The organism is Nocardia callitridis, from assembly GCF_039543305.1.
GTDB classification, from domain to species: Bacteria; Actinomycetota; Actinomycetes; order Mycobacteriales; family Mycobacteriaceae; genus Nocardia; species Nocardia callitridis.
Genome location: NZ_BAABJM010000002.1, coordinates 685,963 through 708,397 on the forward strand (window position 1 = coordinate 685,963; position 22,435 = coordinate 708,397).

Genomic DNA, 22,435 nt, shown 5'->3' on the forward strand with positions numbered 1-22,435 from the left:
ACGATCGCCGCGAGAATGACCGCCGCAACCACTCCCGCGGCACGATTCGTCATCGCCTCAACGCACCGCGAGCTCGGGCAGGCCAGCGATCACGACGGCCATGTTGTATGTAGCCGTGCGCAGTTCACCGTTGGCACTGGGCCGCGGGTATTCGCTGTGACCGTTCGAGTCCTCACGATGCACGCCGTCCTGCGTGGTGGTCTCCGCCACCGACAGTTGCTCCAGATCCGTGGTCACCGGGTCGGGTCCGAAAACGCCGAAACCGTCGGCGAGCGAAATCGGGTCGTCGGGTGCTCGCATCACGTACGCGTGACCTTGTTGTACACCGAGATCCGGCTCGTCGTTGGCGTTCACTCCGGGCGAGCCGTAGAACACCACATCGTCCACCGGTTGCCCAGGACCGGGATCCTGCAACGCGAGCGCGGTCGTGTACGAGCCGTAGGAGTGCCCCAGCGCGGTGATGTGTGGGTCGGGCTTGTTGGACGCCGCATCCACGCCGCCGAAGAAGTTCGCCAGATGCGGCGCTGCCTCCTTCGCTCTCCCGGTGGTCGCCGCGTCCAGACCCAGGTCCGGGGGCGGCTCGTAGCCGAGCCAGGCGATCGTGGCGACTCGCTCACCGGGACGGCCCGCTTTGATCAACTGATCCTGCGCCTCGCGTTGCAGTGCTTCACCCTCACGAACCATCCCGTCCATCGACTGGATGGTGGTTCCCACGCCGGGCGTAGTCACCGAAACGTGGTCGGCATTGTCGGGATCGCCTACCGCGATGGCTGCCATTCCCTTTTCGCCGGACTGCATGTCCAACAGCAGCAGACGCGCACCTTGGTCCGGCTTCGCCGGGTCGAGCGGGTGCTCTCGCACTATCACCTCGATCGTGTCGAGGTCCTTCAACTTCGCCTCGACGCGCGCCAGCTGCGCCTTGTCCGCACCGTTCGGATCAGGCGCGTTGGGGTAGCTGGCCCCGTTGGGTGCGCCAGCGAGCGCGGCTTGCAGGTCGTCGCGTTCTCGCGTCAGTCGGCTTCGCTCGGCATCGATGCGGTTGACGTTCGCTTCGTGTCTGGCAGCTGCCGGGATGCCATCGCGATTACCCACCCACTCAGGGTGCTGGTCGATCACCTCGCGGCGTTGTCGGTCGTCGAGGGTGTCCCAGTATTCCTTGCTCTGTTGGGGGGTGGCGTTTTCCGGAGGTGCGAGGGCGCTCAGGCCACCCTGGGCAGCGCCGGTGGCGGCAGCGGTGGTCACGTCGGTCGCTTCCTTGTCGGCTATCTTGCCGTCGGCGGCCTTGTTCAGGACGGCGGCGGCGTCGGCGTCTATGTCGTTGGCCTGGCGGATCACCGCGCGGGCAGCGTCTTCCAGTTCGGATCGCAACGCCGCCACCGAGGCCGCGTCGGGGGCACCGGGCGCGTCGGCGATCGTGACATGTCCGGTGTCCCATACCTCCAGTCCGTGCGTGGTGGCAGTCTGATCGATCTCCGCGAGCGTGGCCTTCAGATGTTTGACGGCTTGCCTTGTCTGCGTGGTCATTTCCCGCACCGCGCCCAATGCCGCCGCCTCGTCGGTCAACTGGTCTGCGGTGACGGCGAATCTCCTTCGAGCCGCGTCCGCCGAATCTCCCTGCCAGCCCGGCAATGCGCCGATATCCGCGAGTTGGGCCGCCACATCGCCGACGGTGGTGATTCGACGGGACAACGACGCTTCCAACATTTCCAGTGCGAGTTCGTTCCACCAGCGAACATCCGGCAGCTGCATCGATCAACGTCCCCCAGAGTCGGCATCGTGTGCAAGCGGTATCGTAACGGACACACGTGACCGCACGGAGGGGTGCCATGAGTGATTCCGTTTCGGTCGACCCCGACGCCTTGCGCGTCGCGGCAGGTCGACTCGACACGCTGTTCACGAGTTCGGCAGCGACGCTTCAGGACAACGATCAGGCGATCGCCGAGAACCATGACGGCTGGCGCGATGAAGCGGCGACGGCATTCGGCCGGTTCACCGGTTACCTGGACGGTCGCCGATCGACGCTGCGACAGCACCTCGCCGAACTTTCCGAGGCTTTGACCGTCGCGGCGAACACTCTGCGGGCACACGATGATTCGCATGCGGCGGTCATCAACCGACAGAACACGCCACCGTCGACCCTTGACCTCTGAGAGCTCGTCGGGGGCGCGAACGACTCGACGCGGTGGGGACGCGGGGAGCACCGCCGAACCAATCGTGGGCGGCGCGGCAGGTGAGTGCCGGGCGCGGTCTCGCTCAGCACGAACCGCATGCCATCGCCCGACCGCCGATACGTCGACCATGGGCAGCGCCCCACCTGATCGACCGGCAAGTTGAGCCGTCATCACGGCGCGCGCCACCAGATCGCCTCTCGACAGCCATGCTTCAGCCGTGTGATCGGATGGTGGTTCACCGGGCAGTGCTCGGTCACTGGATCATTCACACCTCGAGTGCCGCGCGGGCCGCGGTGAGTGTGCTGGCGCGGTAGGCGCTGCCGTACAGCGCGACGTGCACCAGCAGGGGGTGGAGTTGGTGCAGCGGAATGCGGGCGCGCCAACCGTCGGCGAGTGGGTACTGCTCGTCGTAGGCGGCGAGGATTCGGTCCAGGTGGGGTGCACCGAAGAGGGCGAGCATCGCGAGGTCGGTTTCGCGGTGGCCGCCGTGCGCGGCCGGGTCGATGAGCACGCCACCTTGTTCCGTCCAGACGACGTTGCCTGCCCAGAGGTCCCCGTGCAGGCGCGCAGGAGGTTCCGGTGGGCCGGACAAGGTGTCGATACGCTCGATCACCTTGTGCAGCAGGTCGATTCCGTCCTGGCCGAGATGGTCGGCAGCGGCCGAGAGATACGGGACGAGGCGGCGTTCGGCGTACCAGTGCGACCACGGTTCGTCGGTCGGGGTGTTGTCCAGGGGCAGGTCGGCAATGCGGCCGGGCCAAGGGGCACCGAAGTGTGGTGGTGAGTTCCGGTGCAGCCCTGCAAGTTCCCGGCCGAGTGCGGTGGCGGACACCGCCGTTGGTGCCGTTTCGGTGAGCCAGGGCAGTACGAGCATTCGTTCGTCGGCCGCGACCACTTTCGGCAGCAGGCGCGCACCATGCGAACTGCCGCTGCCCTCGAGCGATTCGCCGAGCCAAGTCAGCCCGGCGGATTCGGCTGTGAGCGCGGGATTCGGCGTCGCCGATGCCTTCGCGAACACTGTGCTGCCGTCGGCCAGCACCGCGCGGTGCAGCGTCCACGCGTGCGAGGCCCCCAGGTCGTCGCAGGAACGCACGGGGGTGGCAAGCAGCATTTCGAGCTGGTCGACGACCGTCACGGGTTCGCACTCAGTATTTTTTGGGTGTCCTCGTCGGCAGGGAAGAACGACTCGATGGCCAGCTCGGCGACCGTCACGTTCATCGGCGTTCCGAACACCGTGGTGACACTGAGGAACGACAACTCGCGACCGGCATGCTCGAACCGCAACGGCACCACTACCTGATCCGGTTCCGGCAAGCTCAGATCCGCCTCCCCGCCAGGATAGCTACGCAACTCCTCCCGCAACTCGATCAGCGCGGGCGCGCCCGTCACCTCGATCTGCCTGGTCAACCGAGCCAGCACATGACCGCGCCATTCCGGCAGGTTCCGAATATGCTCGGCCATCCCGTTCGGATGCAAACTCAACCGCAGCGCATTCACCGGCGGCGCCAGCAACGCCGGATCCACCCCCGAAAGCAGCAGCCCCACACCGGAATTAGCTTCAACCATCGTCCAGTTCTGGTCGATCGCCAATGCCGGATACGGTTCGTGCCCCACGAGAATCTGCCGCATCGCCGCACGCACGGCCACCATCGCTGGCGTATCGATCGCCGGTTCCGCATACGCGGGCGCATACCCCGCCGCCAGCAACAACCGGTTGCGCTCACGCAAGGGAATCTCCAAATGCTCAGCCAAGTGCGCGATCATCGTCCGACTCGGCGTCGCCCGCCCCGTCTCCAGAAAACTCAAATGCCGCGCGGAAGTATCGGCCCGCCCCGCCAACTCCAACTGACTCAACCTGCGTTCCAGTCGCCAGTGCCGTAACAAGTCACCGGCGGTTCGATTGCTCATGCGTCGATGCTACGAAGATGCTGTTCCGAGAGCCATTACCCGCGAGGTAATGGCGCGACCGACGCGGCACGAGGCACAGGTGCGACGGGATCAGTTCGCCGTCGCGGCGCGCCCACGGCTCAGTCGACAGGCCAGAAGATCGCATACAAGAGCACAGCCAATGGAATCCCCGACACCAGCACCAATTCCAGCGTATTCATATCACCGCCCAAGGACTCCGACTCAACGCCGGGCACCGGCAAGGACTGTGAACCGAGGCAACGACACACGGGGAACCGCGCACTCGACGTCGCAGACGCACAGCAAACGGTGCAGCGTTCGCGCGGTCACGTGAGCTGACGACGGCAACAGCACAGCCTCGTAGCCCGAAGACTCGACGTGGTCGGCGAGCCCGAGAAACGAACACCGAGGAATCCACGCGAGGTGATACCCGAGACGCCTAGCGAGCCTTGCCACTTGGGCCTCATCCCACTCGCCCGTAGGCGAGGTCGGATCAATCCATCCGAGCGCAACCATGTCCCCTTGCCCCTCAAACGTTCGCTGTCGGTACAGCGGATCTACACCGAGTCAGTGGATCTACACCCCCGGCATTGGGACCGAGCACCGATCCCCGGGGGCGAGAGAGACGCTAAAGACTCAGTCAGGACACCTGAACTTCGCGAAGGACGTTTCCTTGGACATTTCAGAACGCCAAATCGTCCCAAGTATGGTTGAACTATGCGCCACCGCCTTGAATCCGCAATGCTGAGAGCACAATTGGATTCCGCCACTCTGGCGGCAGCCGTCAACGTCGACACCAAGACCGTGAACCGGTGGCTCGCAGGTCGAACACCGCACAAGCGGACCCGTGTCGAAGTGGCTCAGGTGCTCGGTGAATCGGAATCGACGCTGTGGCCCGACAAGCGGCCGGATCTGGCAGCGGGCGCGCCCGCAACCGCTGAAGTCATTGCCGCGTACGCGCATCGGGCGGACATACCGAACGAGGTCTGGTCGTCCCTACTGCTCGGGGCGACCGAACGGATAGACATCATCGGATACGCGTACCCGTTCGTGTTGGAGCTATTGCCCGACGCATCGGAGTTGATTGCTGAAAAATGCCGCACCGGCGTCACGGTGCGGCTGGCGTTCGGCGATCCGGACTGCGCTCACGTCACCGAACGAGACCAGCTGGAGCAGATGCAAGGAACCCTGCCCGGGCGGATCCGTAACGCGTTGAGCATGCTCGGAGGACTTGTCGATACCCCGGGGTGCTCGATCGGATTGCACACCACGCACCTCTACAACTCGGTGTTCCGGTTCGACGACTCCATGGTAGTGACGCCGTACCTGGTTCGCGCCCGGGGTTACCAGCACACCGCGCTGCACCTGCGGAAGCTGTCGCCGCACGGAATATTCGCATCCTTCGAGGATCAGACAGAACAAATCTGGGAGACAGCGAAACCATACGTGCGGAAGGTGCCTGATGAGCTCACGACGTGACTACTACCGCGACCCAACGGCGCCCCCACCGAACTCACTGGTCCCCGGTAGCTCCGCCCTGATCGTCGACGAGCGGGGGGCGGTGTTGATGCAACGCCGGAGCGACTCGGGTAACTGGGCACTACCTGGTGGGATCATGGAACTGGGCGAAACTCTCGAACAGTGCGCGGTGCGGGAAACGAAAGAAGAGACTGGACTCGATATCGAGGTCATCGGGCTGCTCGGCATCTACACCGACCCCCAGCACGTGATCGCCTACGCGGATGGGGAGATTCGGCAAGAATTCAACATCACGTTCTACGGTCAGGTGATCGGCGGACGCATCGAGGTCAGCCGGGAATCGACAGCCGTCCGGTTCATCCCACCGGACGAGCTGTCGCAGCTACCTGTCCACGACACCGTCCGTCTCAGGTTGCGCCACCATGCGGAGCATCGGTCGCAGCCATACCTGGGCTGAACAATCCAGCTCACAATGCCACTTCAGGCGGTTGTCCGGTCCAGCAGGGTTGCGGTGCCGGGGCCGGTCAGGTCGGTGCAATAGGACGGTCTGCCTGCCATGGCCATCACGAGGGCGATGGTGGGGCCTTGGACCACGGGGCCTTCGCCTGCGGTGAAGGGGCCGTCGGTGGCTTCCAGCCGGAGGTTCTTCGCGGTGCTGTGACTCGGGACGGTGAAGTCCTTGCGGGCGAAGAAGTGGGCGACGGCGGTGGTGGCTTCGATCGATGGTGTGCGTGCGATGCCCAGTGGGCGGCGAATGTCTTGGGCATGAACGAGTACCTCGCCGAGCCAGGCGGCTGGGTTTCCGAAGGGGGCGGTGGTGCTGGTGACGATCGCGCGGAATCGTTCGAGGGTTTCGGTGGGGTTCGTGCCTCGGTGCTCGGCGAGTCGACGGTCGTTGTGCTTGTCGAAATCGAAGCGGACACCGAGAACGCTTGTCAGCCAACGGAGTCGACCGATGCTCGCGGCGGCGGTGAGATGAGCGATCACGTCCTCGACCGACCACTCGCCGCACAGCGAAGGCTGGACCCACTGTGCGCGCGACAAACCGGCGAGATCGTCGGCCAACGCGGCCCGTTCACTGTGCGTGAATGACCAGAGCGTGGCGGAATCGACGGACTCTGTCACCGATTGACCTCCAGTTCATGTGCGGCAGCACGCTACGTCGTACCAGATGCCTTGGCCGCGCGGATAATCCATTCCTGACTTCAGACGGCCGTGCCCACGCGAATTCATCGGTTGCCGTTCGCCGCTTGGTGCAGAAGGCGCTGGTGGAGTGTGAACGCGACAAGCGACGCAACGCGCGCCCCCGAATATGTACGGTACGTGGGTCTCCCATCGCATGAAAAGTCCGAGCAGTGTCGCACGCATGACGGGCTGCTCCGGTGTCGACAGCAGGTTGCTCGCAGCGTGGACAAGCGCTTCCCTCGGTTGACAGCACCTTCACCCGGAAACGCCATTCTAATTATCAGAGAACGGTACCCTCACTCTGGCGATACAGTCGGAGTTCGGAGCTCGAATATGCGTACGGTTCCTGTGGAGTTGGCGGCACGATACGAGGCCGAGGGGTGGTGGACGCGAGAGACGATCGGCGAGTTGCTCGCTCGGGGGTTGGCCGCCGCGCCGGAGACTTCGTTTCGGGTGCATTCCAAAGTCAGACCGTGGGCGGGCACGTTCGGGGACGTGGAGTTGGTGGCGCGCAGGCTGGCGGGTGGGCTGCGCTCCCGTGGGGTCGAGCCGGGTGACGTGGTCGCCTTCCAGCTGCCGAATTGGACGGAAGCCGCGGCGGTGTTCTGGGCGTCGGCGTTCCTCGGCGCGACGGTGGTGCCGATCGTGCACTTCTACGGGCGCAAGGAGATTCGCCACATCCTGGCCACCACGCAGCCGAAGGTCTTCATCACGACCGAGGGTTTCGGTCGACTGCGACTGCACGCCGACCTGTGTGAGCAGGTGCCGATCGTCGGGGTGGTCGGCGCGAATTTCGACGACCTGTTGGCCGACGAACCGATGACCGACACTGTCGCGGTCGCCCCGTCGACCCCCGCGTTGATCGCATTCACCTCCGGCACCACCAGGGACGCCAAAGGCGTCGTGCACAGCCACCAAACGCTCGGTCACGAGACCCGCCAGCTCGCCGGGCTGTTCCCACCGGATCGGGGCGACCAGCTCACCGCCGCACCGGTGGGCCATTTCATCGGCATGATCAACGCCTTCCTGATTCCGGTGCTCGACGCGTCGACGGTGAACCTGGCCGACACCTGGGACCCGGCGAAAGCGTTGTCGCTCATGCACACCGACGGCCTCACCGTCGGCGGCGGCGCGACCTACTACGTCACCAGCCTGCTCGACCACCCGGATTTCGGCCCCGACCACCTGCGATACATGAAGTACGCGGGACTTGGCGGGTCGTCGGTACCTTCGGTGGTGACCACCCGACTCGCGCGGCTCGGCATCACGGTATTCCGCTCCTACGGCAGCACCGAACATCCGTCGATCACCGGCTCCCGACACGACGCGCCGGAGGCCAAGCGTCTGCACACCGACGGAAACGTGTTGCCGGGTGTGGAGATTCGACTCGCCGATGACGGCGAGATCTTGAGCCGAGGACCCGATCTCTGCCTCGGGTACACCGACGACGAACTGACCGCCCGCGCCTTCGACGACGAGGGCTGGTACCACACCGGCGACGTGGGCGTCCTCGACGAGGACGGCTATCTCACGATCACCGACCGCAAAGCCGACGTGATCATCCGTGGCGGCGAGAACATCAGCGCACTCGAGGTCGAGGAGGCCTTGCTGGGTTTGCCCGGAATCGCGGAGGCGGCGGTGGTGTCCGCGCCCGATTCGCGCCTCGGCGAACACGCGGCCGCGGTGCTGCGGCTACTGCCCGGCCACCGGATGCCGACCCTCGACGAGGTTCGTGCGCATTTCGACCGGGCGGGGTTGGCCAAGCAGAAGTGGCCGGAGGAGCTGCGCGAAACCGAGGAGTTCCCGCGCACCGCCAGCGGCAAGGTCCAGAAGTTCTTGCTACGACGCGACATTGCGGCGAGCACAACAAGAGAATAAGATTCTCATTAACAGCAAAGGAGACTCTTATGCCCTCGCGAACCCTCCCGTATCCCCTGTTCGACGCGGATAATCACCTCTACGAGACCGAGGAGGCGCTCACCAAGCACCTCCCGGAGAAGTACAAGAACGCGATCCAGTACGTGCAGGTGAACGGCCGCACCAAGATCGCGATCCGCGGCCAGATCAGCGAGTACATCCCCAACCCGACCTTCGAGGTCGTCGCCCGTCCCGGCGCGATGGAGGACTACTTCCGCGTCGGCAACCCGGAGGGCAAGAGCCGCCGCGAGATCTTCGGCGACCCGATGCGTGCGATCCCCGCCTTCCGCGATCCCGCGCCGCGTCTGCAACTGATGGACGAATTGGGGATTCAGCGCTCGCTGATGTTCCCGACCCTGGCCAGTCTGGTCGAAGAGCGCATGCGCGACGATCCCGACCTGATCCACGCGGTGGTGCACTCGCTCAACCAGTGGCTGCTCGAAACCTGGTCGTTCAACTACGAGGATCGGATCTTCACCGTCCCCGTGGTCAGTCTGCCGATCGTGGACAAGGCGATCGAGGAGCTGGATTGGTGTGTGGCCAACGGCGCCAAGGCCATCCTGGTCCGACCGGCACCGGTCCCCGGTTTCTCGGGTTCGCGGTCGTTCGCGCTGCCGGAGTTCGATCCATTCTGGGAGCGCGTCGTCGAACACGGCGTGCTGGTGGCGATGCACTCCTCCGACAGCGGCTACGCCAAGTACGCCAGCGATTGGGAGGGCAACAAGGACGAGATGCTGCCGTTCAAGACCAACACCTTCCGGATGGTCAACGAATGGCGGCCGGTGCAGGACGCGGTGGCCTCCTGGGTGTGCCACGGCGCGTTGTTCCGGCACCCTGACCTGAAGATCGCGGTCATCGAAAACGGTTCGGCCTGGCTGGAACCGCTGCTGCAAACCCTCGCCGACACCTATAAGAAGGCGCCCGAGGGTTTCGGTGGCGATCCGGTGGCGGCGATCAAGCGCAGCATTCATGTCAGCCCGTTCTGGGAGGAAGATCTCGGTGAGCTGTCGAAGCTCATCGGCGCCGACAAGGTGCTGTTCGGTTCCGACTACCCGCACCCGGAGGGCCTGGCCGATCCGGTCAGCTACTACGACGCGATCAAGGATCTGGACGAGGGCGATCAGGCCAAGATCATGGGCGGCAATCTCGCGCGGTTGCTTTCGGTATGACGTGGACGACCATCCCCGAGATGGTCCTGAGTGCGGCCGACCGCTTCGGTGACGCCGAAGCGGTCGTCGACGGTCCGCTTCGGCTCAGCTTTCGCGAGTTGGCCGAGCGGGTCCGTCGCGCCGCGGGCGCGTTCGCCGCCGCCGGGATCGACAAGGGCGACCGCGTCGCGCTCTGGGCGCCGAATTCCGCCGAATGGATCATCGCCGCGTTCGGCCTGCTCACCGCGGGCGGCGTGCTGGTGCCGATCAACACCCGGTTCACCGACGCCGAGGCGGGCGAGATCATCGTGCGCGGCAAGGCCAAGGCCGTGCTGGTCGCGCAGGGGTTTCTCGACCGCGAGTATCACGCTCCCGACGGGGTGGCGCTCATCGACCTGAAGTCCGATTTCCTCACCACCGCAGCGCCTTTCGAACGGCATGTCGACGGCGACGACATCGCCGACATCGTGTTCACCTCCGGCACCACCGGGCGGTCGAAGGGTGTGCTGATGAACCACACCCAGACCCTGCGGCTGTACGCGGAATGGTGCGATCTCGCGGATCTGCGCGAGGGCGACAAGTATCTGATCGTCAATCCGATGTTCCACACCTTCGGCTACAAAGCGGGGTGTGTGGCCTCGCTGATTCGTGGCGCGACCATCTTTCCCGTGCCGGTCTTCGACGTCGAGCACGTGCTCGATCTGATCGAACGAGAACGAATCACGATGCTGCCAGGCCCGCCGACGCTGTATCACTCGCTGCTGGCGGTGCGTGGCGAACGCGACCTTTCCTCGCTGCGGGCGGCGGTCACGGGTGCCGCCGATATTCCGGTCGAATTGATCCGTCGGGTGCGCGACGAATTGCCGTTCCAGTCGATCATGACCGGCTACGGACTCACCGAGGCCGGGACCTGCACGGCGTCGCGACCGGGAGATTCCTTCGAGGACATCGCGACCACGGTGGGTTCGGCCTGCGACGGCGTGGAACTGGAGGTGGCCGAGGACGGCGAACTGCTGGTGCGCGGATACACCGTGATGAAGGGGTACCTGGACGATCCGGTGGCGACCGCCGAAGCGATCGATCAGGACGGCTGGTTACACACCGGGGACCTCGCGACCATCGACGCGCGCGGCAAGGCGCGCATCGTCGGACGCAAGAAGGACATGTTCATCGTCGGCGGATTCAATGTGTATCCGGCGGAGGTCGAGGGGTTCCTGCTCGAACATCCCTCGATCGCGCAGGTCGCGGTGATCGGCGTCGACGAGGAACGGATGGGGCAGGTCGGCAAGGCGTTCGTCGTGCTGAAAAGCCCGGTGTCCGAGGCGGATCTGCTCGCGTGGAGTAAGGACCGGATGGCGAACTACAAGGTGCCACGCTCGATCACCTTCCTGGAGGCACTGCCGCTGAACGCCACGGGCAAGGTGATGAAGGACCAACTACGGTGAGCCTGCACCCCGAGCGAAAAACGAGGCCCGATGACCGACTTCACTGATTTCGACACCCTGCGCGCCGCCGTCGGCACCGAACTCGGCACCAGCGACTGGCTCATCATCGACCAGGAACGCATCGACCGCTTCGCCGACGCCACCGGCGACCACCAGTGGATTCATGTCGATCCCGAGCGCGCGGCCCAAGGCCCCTACGGCCGCACCATCGCGCACGGTTTCCTCACCCTGTCGTTGCTGGCCCCGATCGGCCAGGAAGTGATGACGGTCAGTTGCGCACGCATGGCGATCAACTACGGGTTGGGCAAGGTGCGTTTCATCAACCCGGTCCTGGTCGACAGCCGCATCCGCGGCACGGTCGCGATCACCGGCGTCACCGACATCACCGGCGGCGTGCAGGTCGAACGAACGATCACGATCACCGCGGAGGACGCGACGAAACCGGCGTGCGTCGCGGAGAGTCTCGTGCGTTACCTGGAGTGAACTTCGCCCTCAACGCTAGCGACTCATTGACATCGTGTGGTCGACGCGCATACGGAACCAGCTACGTCGCAACATATTACGTTTTTCCCGCAAGTTAGCTACGTCGCTCGCTGCTCGAGCGCAGACTCGATCAGCGCACGGGCCGCGTCTCCGTAGACGGCACGGCGGTGCAACTCGTTCCATAACCGCTCGTACAACTCCAGTTCGCTCGGCGCGGTGACAGTGAGTTCTGCGCTGGCCGTTTCGATCAAGGCTTGCCTGCGATCGAAGAGGTGGAAGCTGCTGGAGAGGTAGGCGAACCGGGCTCGCAGCGGTACGACCCCGAAACCGACACGGGCATTGCCGAATGCCACCTCGAGCAGATGCCGTAATTGCGCAACGGTCACGTCGTCGTCGGCCAGCGTGGTGTGCAGCGCTGCCTCGTGGATGAGAACGAGCACCCGAGTGCCACCGCTGCGCAAGATGTTTTGGCGCGACATCCGTGCCGCGACCGCGGTGTCCAGGTCGTCGAGGGTGCCGAGGAATCCGATGCATTGCGCGAGTACAGCGCGGGCGTAGGACTCGGTCTGGAGTAAGCCGGGCACGATAGTCGGGTTGTAGATGCGCAGCTGCCGCGTCTCGGATTCGAGTTCCTGACCGCGCTGCTGGCGGCGAGTATGTCCGGTCGCGGTGATCCGCCGCCACTCCGCCCACTGCGCTCGGACATTGCGTAACGTCGCGACAAGATCTGGGAGCGCGAGCGTCGCATCGCACACCCGACACCACACCGCCAGGTCGGATTCGCTCGGCATCTGTTTACCGTGCTCGATACGGGATGTCTTGGACCAGTGCCATTCGGCGGCGGTAGACAGCTGCCGCCCGTCGAGCCCGGCATCTTTGCGAAGCTCTCGAAGCCGTGCTCCGAGAGCGACTTTCGCCCTGGCGGCCCCATTCATAGGTTCGTGTACTCGCCGAACGGTCTCGCCACCGACCACACACGATCACGGATCGCGACCGCGTGCGCGACGATCACCGGTTCCTCGGTCAGCGCCGCACCGACCCAGACGCCGCGTACGTCATACAGGGAGAACGCCACCAACCGGTCATCGAACAGCCAGAAGTCCTCGGTGATCGCATCCGACGGATCGGCGTCGTGCCGTGCGAGGTACCGAATATCCTCACCGGCTGCGACGTTGTGGCGGCTCAGCGCGAGCAGATACCGCGTGTAGAGCGTGTGCGGCTCGCTGACAATCCTGGCTCGACGCACCGCCACCCCGCCGGCCACCGTAGCCGAAACGTGGTTTGTCCAGTCCGAGAACCATTCCCCACCGGGGTCGATGGTCTCGTCAGCCCGGAACGCGGACAGCGACTCCGATTCGGACTCACTTACATAGTCGTCGCGCGTTTCCAGATGGAAGGCAGACCGGTCAGCCGCCGCGAATACCGGACGCAGCTCATCAGGCCCGTGCAGTAGGCGCATCCGGGCGCACCTCCTCAGCGATCCGCACCAGCACGGCCGCCTCGTGAGCCGGAATCTGCATGGCCCCCAGCGCTTCCGAGTCGGTGAGCGGTGCACCGGACAGCAGGAACGAGCCGTGGCCCGTGTCGAGCAGGCCCGCGATACAGGTACCCGGCTCGGTGAACCACAACAACCTGTGTGGAATTTCGACGGTATCGGGGTCGTCGGTTTTCCAACCCGGAACCGCGAACCGCGGCGGCTCGGTCTCGGTTACATACACGCGAGGTGACCCGTCGCCGCCGGATTCCCCGCCGATCAGTCGAACTTTCATGATGATGCCCTCCCGAACTGTGGGTGCGAGCCGAAGTGTGTCGCTCCACCTCCATTCTCGCTTCTTCATGCGATATTCGGCAAGCTCCGCGCACTCACGCGCACTTTTGTTTCGCCCCGAACTGTCCACGCTTAGCGTGCTTTTCACGCCTCGTCGTCGGGTGCTCGCACCCCCGGCGGCGGGTGCGAGCCACCGAACAGCGAGGGGAAACGGATGCGGCCGACCGCATTGGGATGGATCGACCACGACTCGAGCAGCGCACCCGAGCGGGACCGCGCGCAGGTATCGATACTCGCGGGTCGTCTCGGCTATCGCATCGTGTGGCCGGACGAACGTTCCGTGCTATCAGTCGCCGATCAGGCCCGCAATGCCGAGGTCGATGTGGTGATCCTGCCCGCACCCGACCACCTCGGCCCGCTGGAGCTCAACAGAGTCATGGACATCGCCGACGTCGAAACGGTGCTACCGCGGTTGTCCTTCGCACGATGGAACGCCACCGCGCACGAACAATGATCGCACTGGGGTGGGTCATCACGATCGGATTGCCGCTGGGAGTACTGATTTGGGCCGTGTGCTGGCCCTACCGCTGATCGGGCAATCAGGTATCCATCGGGATCGCGTCGGCACACGCCGTCACCGATTCCATTCCCCAAATGCCGAGAAAGCATTGCGGTGAGACGGTCGTTGGCTTTGCGCCAGAGAACCTTTCGACGACAACACCGCCGTCAGTTCGACGACAGGATTGTCACTCCCGCCACCGCCGTCGGCCCACCGATGTTGTGTGCCAGGCCGATTCGGGCGCCATCGACCTGGTTGACGGCTTGGCCGCGTAGTTGCTCGAACAGTTCGACGCACTGGGCTACGCCCGTCGCGCCGGGTGGGTGGCCCTTCGATTTCAAGCCGCCGCTGGGGTTGACCGGGAGTGCACCGCCGATGTCGGTGACGCCTGCCTCGATGAGTTTGTGTGCTTCGAAGCGGTCGGTGAAGCCCAGGTCCTCGTAGCTCATCAGTTCGACTCCGGTGAAGAAGTCGTGCACCTCGGCGACGTCTATGTCGGCGGGGGTGAGGCCTGCCATGGCGAAGGCGCGTTCGGCGGCGCGGACGGTGGCGGGGAAGGTGGTCATATCCCGTTTGTGTTGGTGCATCACCGAATCCAGGCCGAGGCCGACGCCGCGCACCCAGACCGGGTCGTCGGTGTAGCGGTCGACGACGTCCTCGGCGACCAGCAAAAGGGCCGCGGCGCCGTCGCTTTGCGGGGCGCAGTCGTAGAGACCGAACGGGCTCACCACGATCGGCGCGTCCAGCACCTGGTCGACGGTGAGTTCGAAACGCAGGCGCGCCTTCGGATTGCGCAGTCCGTGCCGGTGATTCTTCACCGCGACCATTGCCAGATGTTCCCTGGTGGCCGGTGATTCGTGCAGGTACCGGGTGACGTGCAGGGCGAAACCCGCGGGGGCGACGAGACCGAGCGGATAGTCCCATGCCATGTCTCGGGTCATCGCCTCCCACTCCCACAGCATGTTCTTCGTCGCGGTCTCGCGCAGCTTGTCCGCCCCCAACACCAGCGCCACATCGCAGGCGCCGGAGGCGATGCCGAACAGGGCGTTACGCACCGCGTCATGCCCGGTGGCACAGGCGTTTTCGACCCGGGTTACCGGAATATCCGGTAGGCCGAGTGCGTCGGCGAGCACACCGGAGGGGAAGCCGTCGGTGGTGCCGAGCTCACCGAACCACGCCGCCTGGATAGCGGATTTGTCGATGCCCTTGTCGACGCTGGCCGCGCATTCGGCGAACGCCATCGGCAGCAGGTCCTTGATGCCGAGCGCGAAGTGCTCGGCGAACGGGGTCATTCCCGCCCCGACGATGGCTACTTTCCGCATGTCGACTCCCGTTCGAACGCATACCCGTAATCCGGCACCCCGGAGCGCACCGCCACGCGGCGCAGCACCATGCGACCGCGGTCGCCGATTCCGATCGTGCCCGGCTCGGCGCCGGTCACCTTCATCAACGCGCGCACCCCCACGTCCTCGTCCAGGTCGACGATGACCAATGAGTACGGTGTCCGCAGTCCCGGCACGGGCAGCTGCACCGTGACCCCCGTGTACACGGTTCCGCTGCGCGGCAACGGAACCAGCTGGTAGTCGGCACTCAACCCGCCGTCGGCGCCGACGCGGTAGCGCGGCGGAAAGTCCAATTCCGCACTGCCCTCGTGCTTTCCGGCTTCCCATCGAACTTTTGCCTCGAACGCGCGCTCATAGGCGGCCAGGGAGATCGGCAGCTCCGTACCGGGGGTGAAGGTGCCCTCGGGTGCGCCGACCGCCGCCGGTTCGGTGCGGTACACCGCAGCACCTCCCGAGCCGACAGTCACACCGGACAGGCTGGCCTGCTCCACCCCGATGAGTGGTCCCGCGAGCCCCGACTGCGCCATCGCCGCGAGTGCGAACAATCCCGAACTCGCTCCGGCGGTGGGCAACGGCTCTGGCGTGGCCGCACACAGGGCGGCGGCTTGGGCGTGATCCACCCCCGCCACCGCCACCGGGGTGTCGACCCAGGCGGCGGCCAGCGCGGCGAGCAGTCCGCGTTCGTGCAACAGGCGCGGGTCGCCGTAGTCGTGTACCGCACCGGTCGCGTCCCTGGTCCGAACAGGAAGGCTGCGCGTCACCCTGGCGGCGGTACGAACCTGCGTGCCACGGTCGGCGGTCAGCACGGCCGCCGCACCGGCAGGGTCGAGGTCGACACCGATGATGAGGGTGCGCGAGCGTGCCGAGCTCAGCGCGTCCAGCGTCGCCGGTGCGCCACCGAGTCGTTCGGTCACCTCGAGTTCAGCGTCCAAGCCGAGCCCCGCCAACAACACCGCGCTGTTACTGGATTCCAGTAACGGCAGATCGCGACTGACCAGGACGACGTGCTCCACCGACCCACCGCCGCCGAGCGCGGCGCGACCCGCCTCGACGGCGAGGGTGACGGCGTCCTCGTCCTCCCCCACGATCCGATGATCGGGCTCACCCCAGCACGGCAGATAGGTGCCGATCGATGCGATATATGGCATGCGGTCCCTCTCGCGTTTCCTCGACAGCCGGTCTCAGGTGACCGCGCCCGCGGCCTTGAGTTCGATGATGCGATCCCAGTCCAGGCCGAGTTCGGTCAACACGTCCTCGGTCTGCGCGGCGAATTCCGGCGCGGGTTCGAGCTTCGGTGCGCTGACGTCGAACTGCACCGGATTCGCGGCCAACTCCAATTCGCCCGCCCGAACCAGGTATTCGTTCGCACGGATCTGCGCGTCGTCGCCGACCTGCCGCGAATCCTGCACCGGCGCCCACGGTCCGGCGAGGGTGGCGAAGCGCTCGGTCCACTCCGCGAGGGTGCGGGTCAGCAGCGTCTCGCGCAGGATCTCGACTGCCGAGGGGGTGTTCTCGGCGATTGCCTCGGCGGTGGCGAAGCGCGGATCGTCGGCCAATTCCGGTCGGTCGATGTGCCGGGCGACGTCGGCCCAGAACTTGCCGGGCTGCATCATGACGAAGGTGAGGAACCGCCCGTCGGCGGTGGCGTAGAGCCCCGACAGCGGGTTGGTCGGCGAACCGTGTACGCCGGGTGCCGGTGCGGCCATCGCCTTGTCCAGGTGCACCGACAGCGCGATGCCGTGCCCCATCGACCAGACGCCACTGCCGAGCAACGACACGTCGACGGTCGAAGGTTCGCCCGTGCGTTCGCGTTTCAGCAGTGCGGCGGCGATGCCACCGGCCAGGTTGGTGCCGGAGATGGTGTCACCGAACGCGGGTCCCGGCGGATTGATCATGCCCTGCATGCCCGCCGGGGTGAGCGAGGCGGCGATGCCCGCCCTGCACCAGAAGGCGGTCATGTCGTAACCACCCTTGTCCGATTCGGTGCCGCGCGGTCCGAGTGCGCTGCCGCGCGCGTAGATCGCGGTCGGATTCAGTGCGCGGACATCCTCGACATCGATGCCGAACTTGCGGCGATGCCCCGGCAGGAAGCTGGTCAGGAACACATCCGCCCTGCGGATCAGTTCGTCGAGGACCTCTTTGCCCTCCGGGCGCGACATGTCGAGGCCGATGCTACGTTTGCCTCGATTGGCGTGTTCGATATTGGGATTCGGGTCGCCTTCGACCACGAACTGCCCGGTGCGCCGCAGACCACGCTGTGGGTCACCGTTGACGGCGTGCTCGACCTTGATCACCTCGGCGCCCCAGTCGGCGAGTACCGCACCCGCCGACGGCACGAACCCGTACATCGCGACTTCGAGCACGCGGATACCTTCGAGCGGTTTCATGCGACCACCGCCGCGAAGGACTTCTGCTCCAGGAATTCCTCTAGCCCCGCGGTTCCCATCTCACGACCGATGCCGGACTGTTTGTAGCCGCCGAACGGAACGTCCGGTGCGAAGTAGTTGCCGCCGTTGATGCTGAAGGTTCCGCTGCGGATGCGGCGGGCCAGTGCGATCGCGCGCTCGTTGTCCGCGCTCATCACGCCACCGGAAAGACCGTAGGCCGAGTTGTTCGCGATGCGCACGGCATCGTCGTCGTCATCGAACGGGATGACCGCGAGCACGGGCCCGAACACCTCTTCCTGCGCGAGTTCGCTGTCGGGGTCGACATCGGCGAGCAGGGTCGGTGCGTAGAAGAAACCGGGGTCGACGCGCTTACCTCCGGTGACCAGGCGCGCGCCCGCCGTCACCGCACGCTGCACGATGCCGTCGACCTTGTCGCGTTGTTTCGCGCTGATCAGCGGACCCATATAGGTTTTCGGGTCGTTCGGGTCACCGTAGGACACGTGGCCGAGCATGGCCGCGACCTGTTCGACGATCGCGTCGTGCTGTGCGCGCGGCACCAGCAATCTCGTGGTGATCGCGCAGCCTTGACCGGCATGGCTGCAAATACTGAACGCGGCGAAGGTCGCCGCCGTGGCCAAATCCGCGTCATCGAGCACGATCAGCGCCGACTTGCCGCCGAGTTCGAGGAACACCCGCTTGAGGGTCGCGCTGGCGGCAGCCATGATCTTGCGGCCGACCACGGTGGAGCCGGTGAAGGTGACCGCGTCCACCTCGGGATGTGTCGAAAGCACCTCGCCGACAGCGACTTCGGTCGAGGACAGCACGTTCACCACACCGGGGGGAATATCGGTGTGCTCGGCGATCAGCTCGCCGAGTGCCAGGGTCACCAAGGGGGTGTCCGGCGCGCCCTTGAGCACCACCGTGCAGCCCGCGGCGAGTGCGGGACCGAGCTTGGCCAGTGCCAACTGGTGCGGATAGTTGTAGGCGACGATCGCGGAGACCACGCCGACGGCCTCCTTCTCCACCCAGCGTCGATGGCTCTGGCCACGTACTTCGATCGCGCCGAGTTCTTGGCTCAACGGGTAGTCGCGCAGCAGATCGGCGTAGTACCTGATGATCTCGATGGGCTGCTCGAGCTGATTGGCGTTGGTGAGCATGCGGGTGGCGCCCACCTCGGCGATCGTCAGTTCGCGCAGCTCTTCCTTGTGTTCGACCAGCGCGGTGTGCAATTGGTCGAGGCAGCGCACGCGCAGGTCGACATCGGTGGCCCAGTCGGTGGTGTCGAAGGCGCGTCGGGCCGCGTGCACCGCGGCTTCCGCGTCCTCGACACTCGCGTTGGGCGCGTGACCCATGACCACGCCGGTCGCGGGGTCGATCGACTCGAACGTGTGCGCGGTGGTGCGCAATTGCCCGTCGATGAGCAACCGTTTGGTGACCGGTGTCGCGCACCCGCCGCTCGGTTCCGCCGGTGCGGCATGGTCATGCGTTCGCATCTCGCCTCCTCGATGAGAAATGGAAATATGATTCTCATTCTAGGCGAATCACACATCCGATCGAGGAGACTGTAACAACAAACCCGCACCGCGCGCAGCCGGATCCACTCCGCGACCTTGCGCCGGGCGCACGCCATACACACCGCACACGCCCGGGATCTTGCCGATTGAGCAGAAACGAGAGTACGGTTCTTTTCAATAGGAAGGGAGATTCTTGTGATCGAGACGAAAGCCCTGAGCCCCGCACTGGGGGTCCAGGTGACCGGCGTCGAGGACCTGCTCGACGACGCCGTGGTCGGCCGGTGCCTCGAAGCCTTGAAATGGCGTGGCGTGCTACTCATTCGCGGCCTCGAACTCGATGACGAAGCCCAACTCGCCTTCAGCCGCAGGCTGGGGCCCGTCCTCGCGCCCGGCGGCAAGGAGATCTTCAAGGTCTCGCTGAACCCGAACGTCAACCCGGCGGCCGAATACCTCAAGGGCACCTTCCACTGGCACATCGACGACACCACCAATGTCGTTCCCGCCAAGGCGACCATGTTGTCGGCACGCCGGGTGGCCATGGTCGGCGGCGGCACCGAATTCGCCAGCACCTACGCCGCCTACGAGAACCTGCCCGACACGGAAGCCGAGCGCTACGAGGGATTACGCGTGGTGCACACCTTCGAGGCCTCGCAACGCAAGACCCACCCCGACCCCACCGACGAGCAGGTCGCGGCGTGGCGCAAGCTGCCGAGTCACGAATCGTCGCTGGTCTGGACACGCGACGACGGTCGCCGCTCGCTGGTGATCGGCGCGACCGCCGACCACATCGTCGGCATGACCCCCGACGACAGCCGCGCGCTGATCGACGAGCTGTTGAACTGGTCCACCCAGGAACGCTTCACCTACACCCACGAATGGCAACTCGGCGACATCGTCATCTGGGACAACACCGGCATACTGCACCGCGCACTGCCCTATGACCCGTCTTCGGAGCGCACCATGCACCGCACCACCATCGCCGGAGAAGAAGCATGGGCGTGACCAGGACGGCCGTCGTCACCGGCGGCGGCTCGGGCATCGGCAAAGCGGTCGCCGAACGCCTGCGCGCCGATGGACACCAGGTCGCGATCCTCGATCTCGCACCGAAAGAAGGCGAGAAGTTCGCCTACCGCGCCGACGTCACCGATCGCGCGGCGGTCGACGCCGCCGTCGCGGATATCCGAAACGAACTGGGCCCCATCGGGATTCTGGTGAACGCGGCCGGACTCGACGGGTTCAAACGCTTCGCGACGATGAGTTTCGAGGAATGGCAGCGCGTCATCGACGTGAACCTGCACGGCATCTTCCACTGCACCCAGGCGGTGCTCGCCGACATGACCCAGGTCGGCTGGGGACGCGTGGTCAACATCTCCTCCTCCAGCGCGCATTCCGGGCAACCGTTCATGGCGCACTATGTGGCGGCGAAGTCTGCGGTGAACGGACTCACCAAAGCCTTGGCGCTGGAGCTCGGACCTTCGGGCATCACCGTCAACGCCGTGCCGCCCGGCTTCATCGACACCCCGATGCTGCGCGGCGCCGAGGAACGCCGCCTGCTCGGCGGCACCATCGACGAACACATCCAGCGCACACCGGTCCGCCGGGTCGGCCGTCCCGAAGACATCGCCGCCGCGTGCGCATTCCTGGCCGCCGAGGAGGCCGGCTACATCACCGGCCAGATTCTCGGCGTCAACGGCGGACGCAACACATGATGACCGCGCACGCACGAAACCTCGCGCAGCCCCGCGACTTTCGTGTGTGCGCACACCACGGGAGAGGACACCGTCGTGGCGAGGAAGACCTATCACTTCGACCGGCACACCCCGCAATATCGCACCGAGTTCGACGCGGTCACCACCGAGATGCACCGCACCTGCCCGATGGCGTGGTCGGACACCTACGGCGGACACTGGGTCGCCGCGGGCAGCCGTGAGGTCTTCGCGCTGGCTCGCTCCGACGATGTTTCCAGCGACAACGACATCCACCATCGCCGACGCGGCTACCGAGGCATCTCGATACCGCCGCCGGAGGACTACGAGGGACGTCGCGGCGGCATCCTGGAAATGGACCCGCCCGAACACCGCGAGTTCCGTAGGATCCTGAACCCGTACCTCTCCCCCGCGGCGGTCGCCCGCTGGATTCCGTTCGCCGACGAGGTGGTGCGCGCCTGCCTCGACGAGCGGATCGAGTCGGGCCGCATCGATTTCGTCGACGACCTCGCCAATATCGTTCCCGCGGTCCTCACCCTCGCGATCCTCGGTATCCCGGTGGCGAAGTGGTCGCTGTACTGCGAGCCCGCGCACGCCTCGGTGTACACCCCACCTGATTCACCGGACGCGCCACGAGTGCGCGAGCAGACCAGGGCGATGGGCATGGATCTGTTGCAGAGCCTGCTCGCCGCGCGCGAGCAGCCCCGGCCAGGGTTGGTCCAGGCACTCGCCGACGCCGAGATCGACGGCGAAAAGCCTGATGACATGGAACTTCTCGGCATGCTCGGCCTGTTGATCGGCGGCGGCTTCGACACCACGACGGCACTCACCTCGCATTCGCTGGAATGGTTGTCCGAGCACCCGGACGACCGCGCGACGCTCAGCCGCGACCGCGACCTGCTGCTCGATTCCGCGACCGAGGAGTTCCTGCGGTACTTCACCCCCGCCCCCGGTGACGGGCGCACCTTCGCCGCCGATTGCGCGCTCGGCGACACCGAGTTCAAAGAGGGTGAGCGGCTGTGGCTTTCCTGGGCGATGGCCAATCGCGACCCGGCCGTGTTCGCCGACCCTGGCACCGTCGAGCTCGATCGAAAAGGCAATCGCCACTTCAGCTTCGGCCTCGGAATTCACCGATGCATCGGTTCCAATCTCGCGCGCACGGTGTTCAAACGCATGCTGCTGGCCGTCTTGGACCGGATGCCCGATTTCGTCTGCGATCCCGAGGGCGCGGTGCATTACGAGACGATCGGCGTCATCCAGGGCATGCGCCACCTGCCCGCGACGTTCACGCCAGGTCCACGCCTCGGCGCCGGACTCGACGACACGCTGCGCGAGCTACAACGCGTCTGCGACGAGCAGCGGATGGCCGAACCCGTCACGGCACGTCGCGACCCTCCCGACCGTCGCACCTGAACCACGCTC

22 protein-coding genes are annotated in these 22,435 nt (G+C 65.6%); 11 read left to right on the forward strand and 11 right to left on the reverse strand.

The window, feature by feature from the left end:
- Window positions 1-57 precede the first annotated feature (57 nt).
- The gene (locus tag ABEA50_RS11910) at window positions 58-1,749 is read right to left on the reverse strand and encodes an alpha/beta hydrolase (protein WP_345495349.1); all 1,692 of its coding nucleotides are present in this window, start codon (window positions 1,747-1,749) and stop codon (window positions 58-60) included.
- Between the two features lie 77 nt (window positions 1,750-1,826).
- On the opposite strand from ABEA50_RS11910, the gene ABEA50_RS11915 reads away from it, so the two are divergent.
- Complete coding sequence (locus ABEA50_RS11915) at window positions 1,827-2,150, forward strand: WXG100 family type VII secretion target (RefSeq protein ID WP_345495350.1); 324 nt, start codon at window positions 1,827-1,829, stop codon at window positions 2,148-2,150.
- A 286-nt stretch (window positions 2,151-2,436) separates the two neighbouring features.
- On the opposite strand, the gene ABEA50_RS11920 is transcribed toward ABEA50_RS11915, so the two are convergent.
- Window positions 2,437-3,306 (reverse strand): fructosamine kinase family protein, encoded by an 870-nt coding sequence (locus ABEA50_RS11920; protein WP_345495351.1) that lies wholly within the window; start codon window positions 3,304-3,306, stop codon window positions 2,437-2,439.
- Window positions 3,303-4,079, reverse strand: coding sequence for a helix-turn-helix domain-containing protein (locus ABEA50_RS11925; RefSeq protein WP_345495352.1), 777 nt, complete (start codon window positions 4,077-4,079; stop codon window positions 3,303-3,305). The genes ABEA50_RS11920 and ABEA50_RS11925 overlap by 4 nt, the downstream gene beginning before the upstream one ends.
- Window positions 4,080-4,796: 717 nt before the next feature.
- On the opposite strand from ABEA50_RS11925, the gene ABEA50_RS11930 reads away from it, so the two are divergent.
- Window positions 4,797-5,558, forward strand: coding sequence for a helix-turn-helix domain-containing protein (locus ABEA50_RS11930; protein ID WP_345495353.1), 762 nt, complete (start codon window positions 4,797-4,799; stop codon window positions 5,556-5,558).
- The gene (locus ABEA50_RS11935) at window positions 5,542-6,015 is read left to right on the forward strand and encodes an NUDIX domain-containing protein (protein WP_345495354.1); all 474 of its coding nucleotides are present in this window, start codon (window positions 5,542-5,544) and stop codon (window positions 6,013-6,015) included. Before ABEA50_RS11930 ends, ABEA50_RS11935 begins: the two co-directional genes overlap by 17 nt.
- 23 nt (window positions 6,016-6,038) lie before the next feature.
- Here ABEA50_RS11935 and ABEA50_RS11940 read toward each other — a convergent pair whose 3' ends face one another.
- Window positions 6,039-6,683 (reverse strand): maleylpyruvate isomerase family mycothiol-dependent enzyme, encoded by a 645-nt coding sequence (locus ABEA50_RS11940; RefSeq protein ID WP_345495355.1) that lies wholly within the window; start codon window positions 6,681-6,683, stop codon window positions 6,039-6,041.
- A gap of 393 nt (window positions 6,684-7,076) precedes the next feature.
- On the opposite strand from ABEA50_RS11940, the gene ABEA50_RS11945 reads away from it, so the two are divergent.
- From ABEA50_RS11945 to ABEA50_RS11960, 4 genes are read left to right on the forward strand one after another with little or no spacing between them, the layout of a single operon-like run.
- Entirely contained in the window at window positions 7,077-8,621 is a 1,545-nt protein-coding gene (locus tag ABEA50_RS11945; RefSeq protein WP_345495356.1) for an AMP-binding protein, read from the forward strand.
- 29 nt (window positions 8,622-8,650) lie between these two features.
- Window positions 8,651-9,829 (forward strand): amidohydrolase family protein, encoded by a 1,179-nt coding sequence (locus ABEA50_RS11950; protein ID WP_345495357.1) that lies wholly within the window; start codon window positions 8,651-8,653, stop codon window positions 9,827-9,829.
- Window positions 9,826-11,253 (forward strand): FadD3 family acyl-CoA ligase, encoded by a 1,428-nt coding sequence (locus ABEA50_RS11955; protein WP_345495359.1) that lies wholly within the window; start codon window positions 9,826-9,828, stop codon window positions 11,251-11,253. Before ABEA50_RS11950 ends, ABEA50_RS11955 begins: the two co-directional genes overlap by 4 nt.
- Window positions 11,254-11,283: 30 nt before the next feature.
- Window positions 11,284-11,736, forward strand: coding sequence for a MaoC family dehydratase (locus ABEA50_RS11960; protein ID WP_345495360.1), 453 nt, complete (start codon window positions 11,284-11,286; stop codon window positions 11,734-11,736).
- A gap of 98 nt (window positions 11,737-11,834) precedes the next feature.
- Here the strand turns inward: ABEA50_RS11960 and ABEA50_RS11965 are convergent, their stop codons facing one another.
- Genes ABEA50_RS11965 through ABEA50_RS11975 form a run of 3 tightly spaced genes read right to left on the reverse strand, consistent with a single transcriptional unit; the run spans window position 11,835 to window position 13,634 of the window.
- Entirely contained in the window at window positions 11,835-12,671 is an 837-nt protein-coding gene (locus tag ABEA50_RS11965) for a helix-turn-helix domain-containing protein (protein WP_345495361.1), read from the reverse strand.
- Window positions 12,668-13,195 (reverse strand): DUF6879 family protein, encoded by a 528-nt coding sequence (locus tag ABEA50_RS11970; RefSeq protein WP_345495362.1) that lies wholly within the window; start codon window positions 13,193-13,195, stop codon window positions 12,668-12,670. Before ABEA50_RS11970 ends, ABEA50_RS11965 begins: the two co-directional genes overlap by 4 nt.
- On the reverse strand, window positions 13,173-13,634 hold the full coding sequence (locus ABEA50_RS11975) for a hypothetical protein (protein ID WP_345495363.1): 462 nt from the start codon (window positions 13,632-13,634) through the stop codon (window positions 13,173-13,175). The genes ABEA50_RS11970 and ABEA50_RS11975 overlap by 23 nt, the downstream gene beginning before the upstream one ends.
- An 84-nt stretch (window positions 13,635-13,718) precedes the next feature.
- On the opposite strand from ABEA50_RS11975, the gene ABEA50_RS11980 reads away from it, so the two are divergent.
- On the forward strand, window positions 13,719-14,018 hold the full coding sequence (locus ABEA50_RS11980; protein ID WP_345495364.1) for a hypothetical protein: 300 nt from the start codon (window positions 13,719-13,721) through the stop codon (window positions 14,016-14,018).
- A gap of 212 nt (window positions 14,019-14,230) precedes the next feature.
- Here ABEA50_RS11980 and ABEA50_RS11985 read toward each other — a convergent pair whose 3' ends face one another.
- From ABEA50_RS11985 to ABEA50_RS12000, 4 genes are read right to left on the reverse strand one after another with little or no spacing between them, the layout of a single operon-like run.
- Window positions 14,231-15,385: a thiolase C-terminal domain-containing protein gene (locus ABEA50_RS11985; RefSeq protein WP_345495365.1), complete on the reverse strand. Its 1,155-nt coding sequence runs from the start codon at window positions 15,383-15,385 to the stop codon at window positions 14,231-14,233.
- Complete coding sequence (locus ABEA50_RS11990; protein ID WP_345495366.1) at window positions 15,373-16,554, reverse strand: Zn-ribbon domain-containing OB-fold protein; 1,182 nt, start codon at window positions 16,552-16,554, stop codon at window positions 15,373-15,375. The genes ABEA50_RS11985 and ABEA50_RS11990 overlap by 13 nt, the downstream gene beginning before the upstream one ends.
- 33 nt (window positions 16,555-16,587) lie before the next feature.
- Window positions 16,588-17,793, reverse strand: a complete 1,206-nt coding sequence (locus ABEA50_RS11995) for a CaiB/BaiF CoA transferase family protein (protein WP_345495367.1) — start codon at window positions 17,791-17,793, stop codon at window positions 16,588-16,590.
- Entirely contained in the window at window positions 17,790-19,286 is a 1,497-nt protein-coding gene (locus ABEA50_RS12000; protein WP_345495368.1) for an aldehyde dehydrogenase family protein, read from the reverse strand. Before ABEA50_RS12000 ends, ABEA50_RS11995 begins: the two co-directional genes overlap by 4 nt.
- 216 nt (window positions 19,287-19,502) lie before the next feature.
- Between ABEA50_RS12000 and ABEA50_RS12005 the strand changes: the two genes are divergently transcribed.
- The 3 genes from ABEA50_RS12005 (at window position 19,503) to ABEA50_RS12015 (ending at window position 22,426) form a co-directional block, all read left to right on the forward strand.
- Complete coding sequence (locus ABEA50_RS12005; RefSeq protein WP_345495369.1) at window positions 19,503-20,309, forward strand: TauD/TfdA dioxygenase family protein; 807 nt, start codon at window positions 19,503-19,505, stop codon at window positions 20,307-20,309.
- Window positions 20,306-21,016 carry an SDR family NAD(P)-dependent oxidoreductase gene (locus ABEA50_RS12010; protein ID WP_425577591.1) on the forward strand — a complete coding sequence of 237 codons (711 nt, stop codon included), beginning with the start codon at window positions 20,306-20,308 and terminating at the stop codon, window positions 21,014-21,016. Before ABEA50_RS12005 ends, ABEA50_RS12010 begins: the two co-directional genes overlap by 4 nt.
- Before the next feature lie 75 nt (window positions 21,017-21,091).
- Entirely contained in the window at window positions 21,092-22,426 is a 1,335-nt protein-coding gene (locus ABEA50_RS12015) for a cytochrome P450 (RefSeq protein WP_345495371.1), read from the forward strand.
- Window positions 22,427-22,435 lie beyond the last annotated feature (9 nt).